Source organism: Kitasatospora sp. NPDC089509 (genome assembly GCF_044749365.1).
Classification (GTDB): domain Bacteria; phylum Actinomycetota; class Actinomycetes; order Streptomycetales; family Streptomycetaceae; genus Kitasatospora.
Genome location: NZ_JBIVHS010000008.1, coordinates 319279 through 332472 on the forward strand (window position 1 = coordinate 319279; position 13194 = coordinate 332472).

At 74.7% G+C, this 13194-nt stretch carries 16 protein-coding genes; 13 read left to right on the plus strand and 3 right to left on the minus strand.

The window, feature by feature from the left end:
* Window positions 1–42: 42 nt before the first annotated feature.
* Entirely contained in the window at window positions 43–948 is a 906-nt protein-coding gene (locus ACIP4P_RS20080; RefSeq protein ID WP_400920227.1) for a Wzz/FepE/Etk N-terminal domain-containing protein, read from the plus strand.
* Entirely contained in the window at window positions 945–2105 is a 1161-nt protein-coding gene (locus tag ACIP4P_RS20085) for a GNAT family N-acetyltransferase (protein WP_400920229.1), read from the plus strand. The genes ACIP4P_RS20080 and ACIP4P_RS20085 overlap by 4 nt, the downstream gene beginning before the upstream one ends.
* A gap of 3 nt (window positions 2106–2108) precedes the next feature.
* On the opposite strand, the gene ACIP4P_RS20090 is transcribed toward ACIP4P_RS20085, so the two are convergent.
* Window positions 2109–3350: a glycoside hydrolase family 26 protein gene (locus tag ACIP4P_RS20090; protein ID WP_400920231.1), complete on the minus strand. Its 1242-nt coding sequence runs from the start codon at window positions 3348–3350 to the stop codon at window positions 2109–2111.
* 369 nt (window positions 3351–3719) lie between these two features.
* Between ACIP4P_RS20090 and ACIP4P_RS20095 the strand changes: the two genes are divergently transcribed.
* The 9 genes from ACIP4P_RS20095 to ACIP4P_RS20135 all read left to right on the plus strand — a co-directional run bounded on the left by ACIP4P_RS20095 (window position 3720) and on the right by ACIP4P_RS20135 (window position 10720).
* Complete coding sequence (locus ACIP4P_RS20095) at window positions 3720–4730, plus strand: hypothetical protein (protein ID WP_400920233.1); 1011 nt, start codon at window positions 3720–3722, stop codon at window positions 4728–4730.
* Between the two features lie 213 nt (window positions 4731–4943).
* Window positions 4944–6542, plus strand: coding sequence for an ABC-F family ATP-binding cassette domain-containing protein (locus ACIP4P_RS20100; protein ID WP_350511562.1), 1599 nt, complete (start codon window positions 4944–4946; stop codon window positions 6540–6542).
* A gap of 327 nt (window positions 6543–6869) precedes the next feature.
* Window positions 6870–7103 carry a helix-turn-helix domain-containing protein gene (locus tag ACIP4P_RS20105; protein WP_030059940.1) on the plus strand — a complete coding sequence of 78 codons (234 nt, stop codon included), beginning with the start codon at window positions 6870–6872 and terminating at the stop codon, window positions 7101–7103.
* Window positions 7104–7337: 234 nt separating this feature from the next.
* Window positions 7338–8144: an enoyl-CoA hydratase/isomerase family protein gene (locus tag ACIP4P_RS20110; protein WP_400920235.1), complete on the plus strand. Its 807-nt coding sequence runs from the start codon at window positions 7338–7340 to the stop codon at window positions 8142–8144.
* Window positions 8145–8314: 170 nt separating this feature from the next.
* On the plus strand, window positions 8315–8848 hold the full coding sequence (locus ACIP4P_RS20115) for an Asp23/Gls24 family envelope stress response protein (protein ID WP_400920237.1): 534 nt from the start codon (window positions 8315–8317) through the stop codon (window positions 8846–8848).
* 72 nt (window positions 8849–8920) lie between these two features.
* Complete coding sequence (locus tag ACIP4P_RS20120) at window positions 8921–9112, plus strand: hypothetical protein (protein ID WP_196951007.1); 192 nt, start codon at window positions 8921–8923, stop codon at window positions 9110–9112.
* Window positions 9112–9459, plus strand: coding sequence for a hypothetical protein (locus tag ACIP4P_RS20125; protein WP_400920239.1), 348 nt, complete (start codon window positions 9112–9114; stop codon window positions 9457–9459). Before ACIP4P_RS20120 ends, ACIP4P_RS20125 begins: the two co-directional genes overlap by 1 nt.
* Window positions 9456–10076: a DUF6286 domain-containing protein gene (locus ACIP4P_RS20130; RefSeq protein WP_400920241.1), complete on the plus strand. Its 621-nt coding sequence runs from the start codon at window positions 9456–9458 to the stop codon at window positions 10074–10076. The genes ACIP4P_RS20125 and ACIP4P_RS20130 overlap by 4 nt, the downstream gene beginning before the upstream one ends.
* Window positions 10073–10720, plus strand: coding sequence for an alkaline shock response membrane anchor protein AmaP (locus tag ACIP4P_RS20135; RefSeq protein WP_400920243.1), 648 nt, complete (start codon window positions 10073–10075; stop codon window positions 10718–10720). Before ACIP4P_RS20130 ends, ACIP4P_RS20135 begins: the two co-directional genes overlap by 4 nt.
* 38 nt (window positions 10721–10758) lie before the next feature.
* Here the strand turns inward: ACIP4P_RS20135 and ACIP4P_RS20140 are convergent, their stop codons facing one another.
* Window positions 10759–11520 (minus strand): SDR family oxidoreductase, encoded by a 762-nt coding sequence (locus ACIP4P_RS20140; protein ID WP_400920245.1) that lies wholly within the window; start codon window positions 11518–11520, stop codon window positions 10759–10761.
* 100 nt (window positions 11521–11620) lie between these two features.
* Here ACIP4P_RS20140 and ACIP4P_RS20145 point away from each other — a divergent pair, with 100 nt between their 5' ends.
* Window positions 11621–12028, plus strand: a complete 408-nt coding sequence (locus tag ACIP4P_RS20145) for a MerR family transcriptional regulator (RefSeq protein ID WP_400920247.1) — start codon at window positions 11621–11623, stop codon at window positions 12026–12028.
* A 3-nt stretch (window positions 12029–12031) separates the two neighbouring features.
* Window positions 12032–12364 (plus strand): thioredoxin, encoded by a 333-nt coding sequence (gene trxA / locus ACIP4P_RS20150; protein WP_350511554.1) that lies wholly within the window; start codon window positions 12032–12034, stop codon window positions 12362–12364.
* A gap of 11 nt (window positions 12365–12375) precedes the next feature.
* Here the strand turns inward: trxA and ACIP4P_RS20155 are convergent, their stop codons facing one another.
* The gene (locus ACIP4P_RS20155) at window positions 12376–13179 is read right to left on the minus strand and encodes an SURF1 family protein (RefSeq protein WP_400920249.1); all 804 of its coding nucleotides are present in this window, start codon (window positions 13177–13179) and stop codon (window positions 12376–12378) included.
* Window positions 13180–13194 lie beyond the last annotated feature (15 nt).

The window sequence follows — 13194 nt, forward strand, 5'->3', positions numbered from 1 at the left end:
CCGCCGCCGGAACCGCCGCCCCAGACCCAAGGAGCCACACCCATGACCACACCGCGCCGAAGCGCCCGCCACCTGGTCCGCCGTTGGTGGCCGGTGGCGCTCGCGGTGCCGCTGGGCGCCGCGGCCGGCGCCGGGTACGCCGTCGTCTCGCACCCCTCGTACGCCGCCAGCGCCTACGTCCTGGTGGTGCCGCAGAACCCCGGTGAGGCCTCCACCGCGACCAACTTCGCCCAGGCGTACGGGCGGCTCGCGGGCCAGCCGCAGGTGCTCGCGGTCGCGGCCGCCGAGACCGGCCACACCCGCTCCGAGCTGGAGTCCCTGGTCTCCGGGACGACCTCCCCGGACGCCCCGATGATCGAGATCACCGGTACCGGGACCCGCCCCCAGGAGGCCGCCCAGACCGCCGACGCGGTGGCCCGCTCGCTGGTCGCCTTCGCCAACACCAGCAGCAAGGACACCAACGTCCGGCTGGTGACGCTGGCCCCGGCCGCCGAGCCGGACAAGCCGACCACGCCCTCCGGCAAGCTGGACGTCGCGGTCGGCGCCGCGGCCGGGCTGCTGCTCGGGTCGCTGGTGCTGATGACCCGTCGGCGGGGCGGCCCGGCCGAGGCGGCGCCGACGGCACCGAGGGCCCCGGAGCCCCCGGCCGCCCCGGAGCCGGGCGAGGTCGCGCCGGCCCCGGTCGCGCCCCGGCCGCGCGCCGAACAGCCGGGCGGCCCGGCCCGGTCGAGCGGCGCGGCGAAGGCCGAGGTCGAGGTCGTGCCCGGGACGGAGTCGAAGACCGGGGCCAAGGCGGAGTCGGAGGCCGAACCCAAGGCCGAGCCCAAGTCCGAGTCGAAGGCCGACGCCGCGTCCACGGGCAAGGCCGCGGGCAAGGCCACGGGCAAGCCCGACGGCGAGCCCAAGCCCCCGACCAAGGAGAAGGCCGCCGCCGGGAGCGGACGATGAGCACCGAGGCCCGCGCCGCCGGCCTCCCGGTCCAGTCGGCCGTGCCCGTCTGGACCACCGAGCTGCGGCGCGAGGACGACGCACTGGACACCCTCGCCGAGGAGTGGGACGACCTGGTCGCCCGCTGCCGCACCGCCACCTTCTTCCAGGCGGCCGTCTGGCAGCGCTCCTGGTGGCGCCACTACGGCCGCCCGGGCGCGCTGCTGGTGGTGCTGGTCCGCCGGGACGGCCGACTGGTCGGCGCGGGCGCCTTCATGCGGCGCGGCGGCCCGTTCGGCGGCCTCACCGGCCTCGGCGCCGGGCTGGTCGACTACGGCGACGTCCTGCTGGACGACGACTGCGCGGACCGGGCCGCCGCCGAGTTCGCCGCCGCCCTCCCGCTCACCCGCCCCTGGCACTGGCTGGAGCTGCGCGAGGTGCACCCCGAGGCGGCGGTCCAGCGGGTGTACGAGCACTGGCGCGGCTCCCGCCGCCGGCACCAGGACTCGCTCTGCCAGTACCTCCCGGCCGTCCCGATGGAGCGGCTGCTCAAGCGGGTGCCGGGCAAGACCGCCCAGCGCAGCCGGGTGAAGCTGCGCAAGATCGCCGAGGCCGGGGTGCAGGTCCGCAGCACGCCGGTGGACGAGGTGCCGGCCGCGCTGGAGGGGCTGCTGCGGCTGCACTTCCTGCAGTGGCAGGAGCGCGGCGTCACCGCCGAGCACCGCACCGAGCGCTTCGCCCGGCACCTGACCGAGTCCACCGTCGGCCTGGTCGCCAGCGGGCGGGCGGCGGTCCACCAGTTCCACCTGAACGGCGAGCTGGTCGCGGTGAACCTGCTGCTGCTCTGCCCCTCCTTCGGCGGGCTGTACATGTACGGCGCCCACCCGGTGCTGCGCGAGCGGCTGGACATCGCCGGGCTGCTGTTCAGCGCCGCCCTGGACGAGACGGTCGGCGCGGGCATCCCGGTGCTCGGCCTGCTGCGCGGCCAGGAGCCGTACAAGCAGCGCTGGCGGCCGGACCGGATGCCCAACCAGCGGCTGCTGCTGGGCCCGGCCGGCGCCGCCCCGGCGGCCGCCGCCCGGGCCGGCACGGTGCTGGCCCGGGCGGCGGCGGTGCACCAGCTGCGCACCCGCTTCCCCCGGCTCAAGGAGGCCCTGCTGGCCCGCCGCCGGGCCTAGGCCCTAAGGTCCGTCCTCGCCCTCCCGGCGGGAGGGTCGGGCGGCCCCGGAGGGGCTGGGCGAGGCCGTGGCGGAGGGGCTCGCCGTCGCGCCCGGCAGGGCGGGTGGGACGGGCGGGGTCGGCCGGACCGGTGGGGTCGGCAGGCCGGGGGCGCTCGGCAGCACCGGCACCATCGGGGCCGGGGGCGCCGTCGGCACCGCCGTCGGTGCCCCCGGCGAACCGGCCATCAGCTGCTTGAACACCGCGGTCGAGCGCGGGTTGCTCCGGCACTGGAAGAAGCCGTGCGGGCAGTAGTCGGTGACGGTCTGGTAGGCGGTGTCGTGGGTGCGCATCCACTCGACCATCCGGCGGACGAACTCGGGGTTGTCGCCGTTGCGGAACAGCCCCCACTCCGGGTACGAGACCGGCTTGCCGCGCTTGGCCGCGAACTCCACCTGGTCCTGGAGGCCGTACGGCTCGCGCACGTAGTCGTCGAAGGTGCTCCCGGCCGGCTGGTCGTAGCTGTCCATGCCGATGATGTCGACCACGTCGTCGCCCGGGTAGCACTTGGTCCACGGGATGGCGTCCAGGCCCCGGTTGGGGGCGAAGTCGAAGCGGAACCGCTGCCCGGGCACCGAGCGCATCACCCCGACGATCCGGCGCCAGTACGTCTTCCAGGCGGCGGGGTCGGGCTTGCAGCGGTGGGTGTAGGTGACGCCGTTCATCTCCCAGCCGAGGGTGATCACGGTGTCCGCGCCGCCGAGCGCCACCAGTCGGCGGGCGAGCCGGAGGAAGTGGCTGTCGAAGTCCCCGCGCGCGCCCTGGCCGAGCAGCCGGGCGACCTCGCCGTCCGGCACGTTCGCCTCGTTGGGCACCAGCATCGGCACGCCGAGCACCAGCAGCCGGGACGGGTCGGCCAGCCGCCACTGCGACCACAGGCCGAGCACCACCGGCTCGCCCTCGATGTCCGCCCAGCCGTTGCCCGCCAGGTAGGTGTGGCCGACCTGCATGTTCGCGTTGCCCAGGAACTGGGCGTACTTGCCGATCTGCGGGATGTAGTCGTTCCAGGAGCCGACGAAGGCGCCGAACGGCGGCTCGTGCTTCGGCCGCTGGACCGGCGGGCGGGGGGCCGCGCCGCGCGGCTCGAAGGCGTCCGACGAGAGCGAGTGCCGTTCGGTCCGGCTGAGCGGAGTCCCGGCCGGGACGCTGGCCGTGGCCAGCAGCAGCAGAGTGGCGGCGGCCAGCGTCAGGCGGCCGATGCGCATGGTCTCTCCTCCGGACGTCGCGGGAGCGGGGCGGGCGGTGGCCACGTCGACGGACGGTGGCGCCACGCTCGCCGACAGTAGGCCCGGCACGCGACGGGAAAGCCGAATGTCACCCTAAAGTGGGCGATATTCGAACGCCGTCTGCCGCAACCCCCGTCCGGCCCGGTCGCGTGTATCAGGTCTGTAACGGTCCGGCGGGCCTTACGGCGCCCGCCGCGGAGGGCCCCGCCGACCGGCCGGGGAGCCGACGGCGCAGGTGGGCGGGCGGGCGTGCGGGACGGGCGCGCACCGCCCGGCGTACGGTCGGCGGGCCGTCCGGAGGGCGATTCCGGGCTGACTCGTGCGCCCGCCGAAAGGTACGCTCCGGCCGTGTCCTGGAAGCCGCCGCGTGTCCTCACCCCCCGCTCGATCCTGCCTGCCCTGGCGGTGATGCTGGTCCTTGCGGCCGGTGCGGCGGCGCACGCGAACAAGCCGGTGCCGTTCGGCGACCGGGTGGCGGGGCCGGGCGACGCGGAGGCGACCCCGGTGAACTCCCAGTCGGTCGACTCGGCCGGCCTGGACCTCAAGGTGGTCGGCCCCGGCCTGGAGGCGTACCACAAGCAGACCGGCGAGCGGGCCTGGACGTACCGCCGGGAGGGCGCCGAGGCGCTCTACCTGGCGATGGCCGGGGACAACGCGATCGTGGTCTGGGACGACGGCCTGATCACCTCGGTGCGCCCGGGCGACCACGAGGTGCGCTGGCACCGCGCCGTGCCCGGCCTCGCGGACTACCTGCGCGCCGACGGCGAGCCGGGCGCCGACAAGCGGACCGACGCCGAGCGCAAGGAGACCGCCAAGCAGCGGGCCGCCGCCGCGCTGCACACCGTCCAGCGGGACGGCTCGCCCTGGCTGGCCGTGGTGACGCCCAACCTGACCATGGGCCTGCGCGACGCCGACGGGGACCTGCGGTACAACGACCGGCCGTCCAACGGCTGCCTCTACGACCCGCTGCGCACCGTGCACACCGACTACGCGGTGCTCATCCCGCGCACCTGCACCAGCGGCGGGGTCCCGGTCTCCGGCGGCATCACCGGCTACCGGCTGGACAGCAACGGCTGGTCGATGATCACCGGCCCGGCCGCGACCGTGAAGGTGCTGGACGCCAGCCGGGTGGAGATCACCGACGGGCCGATCGTGCCGGTGAAGGTCTTCGATACCAAGGCGGCCGCCCCCGAGACGGCCTGCACCGGCCTGGACGCGCCGTTCGCGGCCGTCCGCCCGAAGGAGGGCTGCACCGACCCGTCGGCGAGCCCGACGGCGGCCGCCCCGGCGGATCCGACCGGGGCCGCGGCGGCTTCGGCGACGGCCTCCGCGACCGACGGGGCGACCGCCCCGCAGTAGGCGCCGAGGGCCCCGCGGGTACCCCAGGGCGGTACGCCCACGGGGCGTTTCGCGCGGCCCGGTAGACTGGCCGTCATGGCTATCCTCTCCGGGCAATAGCGGGCGGCGGCGCCCAGTTCCACCGCGCCGACCGCCGATGAAGCCCCGTTACCGCTTCCCGCCGCCCGGGCCCGTACCCGGCCGCCCGCCCACGTCCCAGGAGTAGTTCCAGCCATGATTTCCGCCAACGCCCTTGAGCTGCGCGCCGGTGCCCGGGTCCTGATCGAGTCCGCGAACTTCAAGGTCGCCGCCGGTGACCGGATCGGCCTGGTCGGGCGCAACGGCGCCGGCAAGACCACGCTCACCAAGGTGCTGGCCGGTGAGGGCATGCCCGCCGCCGGTACGGTCACCCGCAGCGGCGAGGTCGGCTACCTCCCGCAGGACCCGCGCACCGGCGACCTGGACGTCCTCGCCAAGGACCGCATCCTCTCCGCCCGCGGCCTCGACACCGTGCTGAAGAAGATGCGCGAGAACGAGGACCGGATGGCCAACGGCAAGGGGGCCACCCAGGAGAACGCGATGAAGAAGTACGCGCGCCTGGAGACCGAGTTCCTCACCAAGGGCGGGTACGCCGCCGAGGCCGAGGCCGCCACCATCGCCGCCGCCCTAGGCCTGCCGGACCGCATCCTCGCCCAGCCGCTGCACACCCTCTCCGGCGGTCAGCGCCGCCGCGTCGAGCTCGCCCGGATCCTCTTCTCGGACTCCGACGTGCTGCTGCTCGACGAGCCCACCAACCACCTGGACGCGGACTCGATCGTCTGGCTGCGGGACTTCCTGAAGACGTACAAGGGCGGCTTCATCGTCATCTCGCACGACGTCGACCTGGTCGAGACGGTCGTCAACAAGGTCTTCTACCTGGACGCCAACCGCTCCTGCATCGACGTCTACAACATGGGCTGGAAGCAGTACCAGCAGCAGCGCGAGGACGACGAGAAGCGCCGCAAGCGCGAGCGGGCCAACGCCGAGAAGAAGGCCGCGACGCTGAACGCCCAGGCCGACAAGATGCGGGCCAAGGCCACCAAGACGGTCGCCGCGCAGAACATGGCCCGGCGCGCCGACAAGCTGCTCTCCGGCCTGGAGCAGGTGCGCCAGAGCGACAAGGTCGCCAAGCTGCGCTTCCCGGACCCGGCCCCGTGCGGCAAGACCCCGCTGACGGCCAGCGGCCTGTCCAAGTCCTACGGCTCGCTGGAGATCTTCACCGACGTCGACCTGGCGATCGACCGGGGCTCCCGGGTCGTCGTGCTGGGCTTCAACGGTGCCGGCAAGACCACCCTGCTGCGGATGCTGGCCGGGGTCGAGGCGCCGGACACCGGCGAGGTGATCCCGGGCCACGGCCTGAAGATCGGCTACTACGCCCAGGAGCACGAGACCCTGGACGCGGAGCGCAGCGTCCTGGAGAACATGCGCTCGGCCGCGCCGGACACCGACCTGGTGCAGATCCGCAAGATCCTCGGCTCCTTCCTGTTCTCCGGCGACGACGTGGACAAGCCGGCCGGGGTGCTCTCCGGTGGTGAGAAGACCCGACTGGCCCTGGCCACCCTGGTGGTCTCCTCCGCCAACGTGCTGCTGCTGGACGAGCCCACCAACAACCTGGACCCGGCCAGCCGCGAGGAGATCCTCGGCGCGCTGCGCGACTTCAGCGGTGCGGTCGTGCTGGTCACCCACGACGAGGGTGCGGTCGAGGCGCTCGAACCGGAGCGGATCATCCTGCTGCCCGACGGGGTGGAGGACCTCTGGAACCCGTCGTACGCCGATCTGGTCTCGCTGACCTGACCGGAACTAGACGCCGTATCGGCTTTTCGGACCAGAAAATCTAGTCCTTTCGGCGTGTCCGGGAATGAAGAAGACCCGGATTCCGTTTAAGCACTTCCCGTCGGCCCGCCACTCGATCGTGGTCGGGCCGACGTTGCTGATCAGCTCTTTCTCGGCATACGGCGGAATCAGTCCGGGGGCGTGCACTCTGCGTGAGCGCCCCGGTGCGCTCGGATCACCACCGCAGGACCACGCATTTGCGACATCGACCTTGTCGAATGGGTGGCCAGGACGCGGTGGATGGGTGATCATGGGAATCTGACCGAGCAACGCTACGAGGAGGCACGGGTGGCCGAGACTCTGAAAAAGGGCAGCCGGGTGACCGGTGCCGCGCGTGAGAAGCTCGCGGCCGATCTCAAGAAGAAGTACGACTCCGGGGCGAGCATTCGCGCTCTCGCGGAGGAGACCGGTCGTTCGTACGGCTTCGTGCACCGGATGCTGAGCGAATCCGGAGTGATCCTCCGGGGCCGCGGTGGTGCCACGCGGGGCAAGAACAAGGCGACTGCCGGGGCCGGTTCCTGACGGTTCGTCAGCCCCGGAGCTGGATGGCGCGGCGGCAGGGCGCCGGCCGAGGAGACGACAGCTGACCGCAGCTGGGCGTCCGCCCTCGGATCGAGTGGACCGGCCGCCGATCGTCATGTCCGGATCCCGGACCCGCTCCTCCTCTCCTGATCTTTCCGGGCCGGGGCCCTGCCCGTTCGCGCCCAGTTTTGTTACTCTCCGGTAGCCACGTCCCCCGCCACCGGAGGTTCCCGCATGACCGCCCCCGCCACCGACCCGCAGGCCCCGAGCTGGGAGCGGGACGGCGTCCGTCTGGAGATCGACGGCGAGCTGGCCGTCGTCACCCTCTGTCAGCCCAAGCGGCGCAACGCCCAGTCGCCCGCGCTCTGGCGCGCCCTCGCCCAGGCCGGCCGCGAACTGCCCGGCAGCGTGCGGGTGGTGCTGCTGCGGGCCGAGGGCGTCTCCTTCTCGGCCGGGCTGGACCGGGCCATGTTCACCCCCGAGGGCATCCCCGGCGAGCCCACCTTCCTGCAGCTGGCCGGCTCCGCCGACCGGGAGCTGGACGAGGCCATCGCCGGCTACCAGGAGGCCTTCACCTGGTGGCGCCGCGCCGACCTGGTCACCATCGCCGTGGTCCAGGGCCACGCCGTCGGGGCCGGCTTCCAGCTCGCGCTCGGCTGTGACCTGCGGGTGGTCGCGGACGACGTCCAGTTCGCGATGAAGGAGACCTCGCTCGGCCTGGTCCCGGACCTGGCCGGCACCAAGCCGCTGGTCGAACTGGTCGGCTACGCCCGGGCGCTGGAGATCTGCGCGACCGGCCGCTGGGTCGGCGCGGAGGAGGCCGCCGCGACCGGGCTGGCCAACCTGGCCGTGCCCGTCGCCGAGCTGGACGCCGCCGCCCGCGACCTCGCCGCCGCCCTGCTGGCCGCTCCGCGCGGGGCCGTGATCGAGACCAAGGCGCTGCTCCAGGGCGCCTCCGGACGGTCGTACGAGGAGCAGCGTTCGGCCGAACGGGCGGCCCAGGCCCGTCGACTGCGGGAGCTCGCCGGGATCGGCGACTGATCAGTCCGCCAACAGCCGGAGGCCCGGCCCGGGGGAGTGCCCCGGGGCCGGGCCTCCGGCGTTCCCGGGGCACTCCCGGGGGCGTACTCGGCGGGCGGGGGCCGTGGCGGAATGCCAGGCTTGGGGAGGTTTGCGATACAGCTGGAGCCGCCACGAGGGAGATGCGTCCCATGCCCGACACCCCGACCCCCGCGACCCTGCACAAGAACCCCGGCGGTGGGCCCGTGCCCGGCCCGCCCGGCGGTGCCAGGCCCGCGTCCGGCGCGGGCGGGGACGGCGGCCGGCCGGTCGGCGAGCGCGGGCGCACCGCGCTGGCGGTCGGCGTGGTGGAGAAGATCGCCGGAATGGCCGCCCGGGAGGTCACCGGCATCCACGCGCTGGGCTCCGGGCTGGCCCGCACCTTCGGCGCGATGCGGGACCGGGCGTCCGGCGGCAGGGCCGGCGTCGGACGCGGGATCAAGGCCGAGGTCGGCGAGAAGCAGACCGCGATCGACATCGCCCTGGTGGTCGAGTACGGCGTGGTGATCCCCGAACTCGCCCGCCAGGTGCGGGAGAACATCATCGACGCGGTGGAGCGGATGACCGGCCTGGAGGTCGTCGAGGTCAACATCGCGGTCAACGACGTCCACCTCCCGGACGAACCGGAGGTGGAGGAGGACGAGGAGCCGGTGGCGGTGTCGGGGCAGCGGCCCAAGCTCAAGTAGCGCCCGGCGCCCGGTGTTTGGCGTTCGGCGCCCGGTGTTCGGCGGAGGACGAGGGAGACGAGGGAGTAGCGGATGAACCTGGCCATCGTCGGCCTGGTGGTGGGCATGGCCCTCGGCTTCGCCGGGTACTTCGGCGGGTTCGCGGCGTTCCTGCTGGTGGCGGCGCTCGGGCTGGTCGGCTTCGTGGTCGGGCGGCTGCTGGAGGGCGACATCGAGCTGGGCGACCTCGGGGACCTGCTCCGCGGCCGCGACCGGCGGCGCTGATGGGGGCCTCGGTTCCCGCCCCCGCCCCCGCCGCGGCGCGCCGGGGGCGGCTTCGGGTCGCCGACCGGGTGTACCGGCGGATCGCCGGACAGGCGGCCCGGGAGGCGCTCGCCGAGGCGTGGGCCGGGCGGTCGGCGCAGGGGGCGCCGCCCCGGGTGTCGGTGGCCCGGCCGGGCAGCACGGTGACCGTCCGGGTGGCGGTCGACCTGCCCTTCCCCGCCGACCTCGCGGGCCTCGCCCGGGGCGTCCGGGACCGGGTGGCCGAGCGGGTGGTCGGGCTGACCGGGACCAGGGTGTCCCAGGTGGTCGTCGTGGTGGAGACGTTGGTCCCCCGGGCAGCCCGGTGAGTACCGCGAGTGCGGCGCGGGCGGAGCGGGGGGCCGCCGACCGGGAGCGGCGGGTGCCCCGGCTGCGGTCGGCCCGGGCGGCCGTGGCGGCGCTGGTCGCCACGGTGGTCCTGGTGGTCGCGGGGGCGCTGCTGTACGACGCGGTCGCGGTGCGGGCCGGACAGCCGGCCCGGCGCTGGCGGGCGCGGCTCGCGGACGAGCTGGCCGCCCGTCACCTGGCGGACCAGTGGGTGCTGGTGGGCGCCGGTGCGGCGGTCCTGGTGGGCGGCTGGCTGCTGTGGCTGGCGTGCGCGCCCGGGCTGCGCCGCTGGCTGGTGCTGCGCCCGTACGGTGGGACGGCCGCGGCGATCGAGCGGGCCGGGATCGGCCACCTGCTGGCGGACCGGGCCGCCGGGTCGCCGGGCGTCGACCGGCTGCGGATCCGGGTCGGGCGGCGGCGGGTGCGGGTGTCGGTGAGCGGGCCGGTGGACCCGGCGACGGTGCAGCGGCAGCTGCGGGAGGAACTGGCGCGGGTCGGGCTGGCGCGGCCGCTGCGCCTGGACGTGCGCTCCTGGGGCGGGTCGGCCGGGGTGGTGCCGGAGGAGACGGCCGACCGGGCGGGGGAGGCGGCGCGGTGAGCCGGACGGTCGTCAACCGGGTGCTGCTGGGGCTGGTGGGGGCGGTGCTGCTGGGGGTCGGGGTGCTGGTGCTGGCGGGCGGGCTGGACCTGTACCAGCGGCTCGGGGTCCACCCGCCCGGCTGGTGGCCGCTGACCTCGCCGGACCAGCCGGTGGTCGGTGCGCACTCCCGGCGCCGGTGGGCCGGGTCCTCGTGGTGGTGGCCGACGGTGCTCGGCGGGCTGTCGGTGCTGGTGCTGGGGACGGCCTGGTGGCTGGTCGCCCAGCTGCGCCGGACCGGGCTGCCGGGGATCGCCGTGCCGACGCCGGGGGTGCCCGGGCTGCGGCTGCGGGTGGGTGCCCGGGCCCTGGAGGAGGCGCTGGAGCAGGGCACGGCGGTGCTGCCGGAGGTCGAGCGGGCGGGGGTGCGGCTGGTCCGGGCGCCCGGGCACCCCCGGCTGCGCGGGGCCGTCCGACTGACCCCGGGCGGGGACCCGGTGGCGTTGGTGGAGCACTTCGAGGACGGCCCCCGGGCGGACGCGGTGCGCAGCCTGGGGCTGGCGGAGCTGCCGGCCGACCTGCGGATCCGGGTGCTGCAGGAGGCCCCCGCCGGGCGGCGGCGCCGGTTCGCCCGGCGCCGGCCGGAGCGGCGGAGGCTGGAGTAGCGGGAGCTGGAGCAGGCCCTACCCGGGTGCGGGTGCGGTCAGAGGGAGCGCAGGGCGCCGCCGTCGACGGGGACCATCAGGCCGGTCAGGTAGGAGGCGGCGGGGGAGAGCAGGAAGGCGGCGACCTTGCCGAACTCCTCGGGGGTGCCGTAGCGGCCGAGCGGGATGCTGGCGCTCGCCGCGGCGCGGGCGGCCTCGGGGTCGGCGGCGAGGGCGTCGAGCTCGCGGACCCGGTCGGTGTCGATCCGGGCCGGGAGCAGGCCGAGCACCCGGATGCCGCGCGGGCCGAGCTCGTCGGCGAGGGCCTTGGCGGCCATCGCCAGGCCGGGGCGCAGGCCGTTGGAGATGCCGAGGCCGGGGATCGGCTGGCGGACCGAACTGGAGAGCACGAAGCCGATCACGCCGCCGGCCGGGAGGGCGGCCGCCGCGGCGCGGGCCAGCCGCAGGGCGCCGAGGAAGACCGACTCGAAGGCGTCCCGCCAGGCGGACTCGGGGGTGGTCTCGACCGGGCCGGCCTGCGGGCCGCCGACGCTGATCAGGATGCCGTCGAAGCGGCCGAAACGCTCCTTCGCCTCCGTGATCAGGCGCTCGGCGGTGTCCGGGTCGGCGTTGTCGGCGACCAGGCCGTGGGCGCTGCCGAGCGCGTCGAGCTCGGTGACGGCCGCGTCGACGGCCGATCGGGTGCGGCCGCTGATCAGCACGTGGGCGCCGTCGGCGGCCAGTTCGCGGGCGGCGGCGAGGCCGAGGCCCCGGGTGGCGCCGGTGACGACGTAGGCCTTGTTCTTCAGTCCGAGATCCATGGGGACATCTTGCCGGGCCACGGTCCCGCGTTCGCACTGGCGTTGACGTCCGGGGCAAGGTTTACCGTCGGTACCGGCTGTTCGGAAGGAGTGGTTCGGCGTGCGGATCGGGGAGTTGGCGGAGCGGGCGGGGACGACCACGCGGGCGCTGCGGTACTACGAGCAGTTGGGGCTGCTGCCGGCCCGGCGGGCCGGCAACGGGTACCGGGCGTACGGCGAGGAGGACCTGCGGCTGCTCCGGGAGATCCGGATGCTCCAGGACTTCGGCTTCGGGCTGGAGGAGACCCGGCCGTTCGTGGAGTGCCTGCGGGCCGGGCACCCGGAGGGTGACTCCTGCCCGGCCTCGCTGGAGGTGTACCGGCGCAAGCTCGCGGAGCTGGACGAGTGCATCGCGCGGCTGCGGGACGTGCGCGAGCAGGTGTCCGGGCAGTTCGATCGGGCGGTGCGGGCGCGGGACGAACTCGCCTCCGCCGAGCAGCCTCCCCTGTGTGAACTGGCGAAGGAGTAGGCGATGGTGGAGATCCCGGGCGTGCCGGCGGTGACGGACGAGACGTTCGCGGCGGAGGTGCTGGCGGCCGAGGGGCCGGTGCTGGTCGACTTCACGGCGGACTGGTGCCCGCCGTGCCGGATGATGGCGCCGGTGCTGGCGGACGTCGCGCGGGAGGAGGCGCACCGGATGCGGGTGGTCAGCCTGGACGTGGACCACAACCCCCGGACCCAGGCGGCGTACGGGGTGCTGTCGATGCCGACTCTGATGCTGTTCCGGGGCGGGGAGCCGGTCCGCTCGGTGGTGGGGGCGCGGGCGAAGGCGCGGTTGCTGCGGGAGTTGGCGGACGTGCTGTAGCGCGTCGTCGGTCAGGCCGGCAGGGCGTCGAGGGCGACCTCGGGCTCGCCGGCCTGCTTGGCGCGGTCCTTGGCCTCGCGGCGGATGAGGACCCAGACGCCGACCGGGATCATCGCGGTGAACAGCCACCACTGGACGGCGTACGCCATGTGCGGGCCGATGTCGGAGTGGTTGGGCTCGCCGATCAGCTCGGGCTGGTCGGCCGGGGCCGGGGTGGTGCCGGTGAGCTCCAGGTACCCGCCGAGCAGGGTGGTGCCGTTCTCCTTGGACTGCTGCTCGGTGTTGATCAGGTTGAACTGGTGGTCCGGGAGGCCGGCCCGGTCCTTGACCCAGCCGCCGCTGCTGCCGGTGGTCTCGTCGGCGCGCAGCCGGCCGGTGAGGGTGACCTCGCCGGTGGGGGCGGCCGGGACCGGCGGGTACTGGGTGGCACCGTCGCCGGAGGGCACCCAGCCGCGGTTGATCAGCACGGTGCCCTTGCCGTCGGCGAGCTTCAGCGGGGTGATGACGAAGTAGCCGAGGGTGCCGTTGGAGTCGGTGCGCTTGCGGACCACGAACTCGTGGGCCGGGTCGTACTGCCCGGTGGCCGTCACGGCGTGCCAGAGGAGGCCGGAGGGCACCCCGGCGCCGGGGGCCGTCGACAGCGAGTCGAAGGGCACCGGGGGGGCCGTCAGGGCCTTGCCGACCAGCTCGTTCCGGGCCACCCGCGCCTCGTGGCGGTGCAGCTGCCAGAAGCCCAGCTTGATCGTCGCGGGGATCAGCAGCAGCGCGATCAGCATGGTGATCAGCCACTGTCGGGTCAGCAGAAAACGGTACACATGGGAACGGTACGC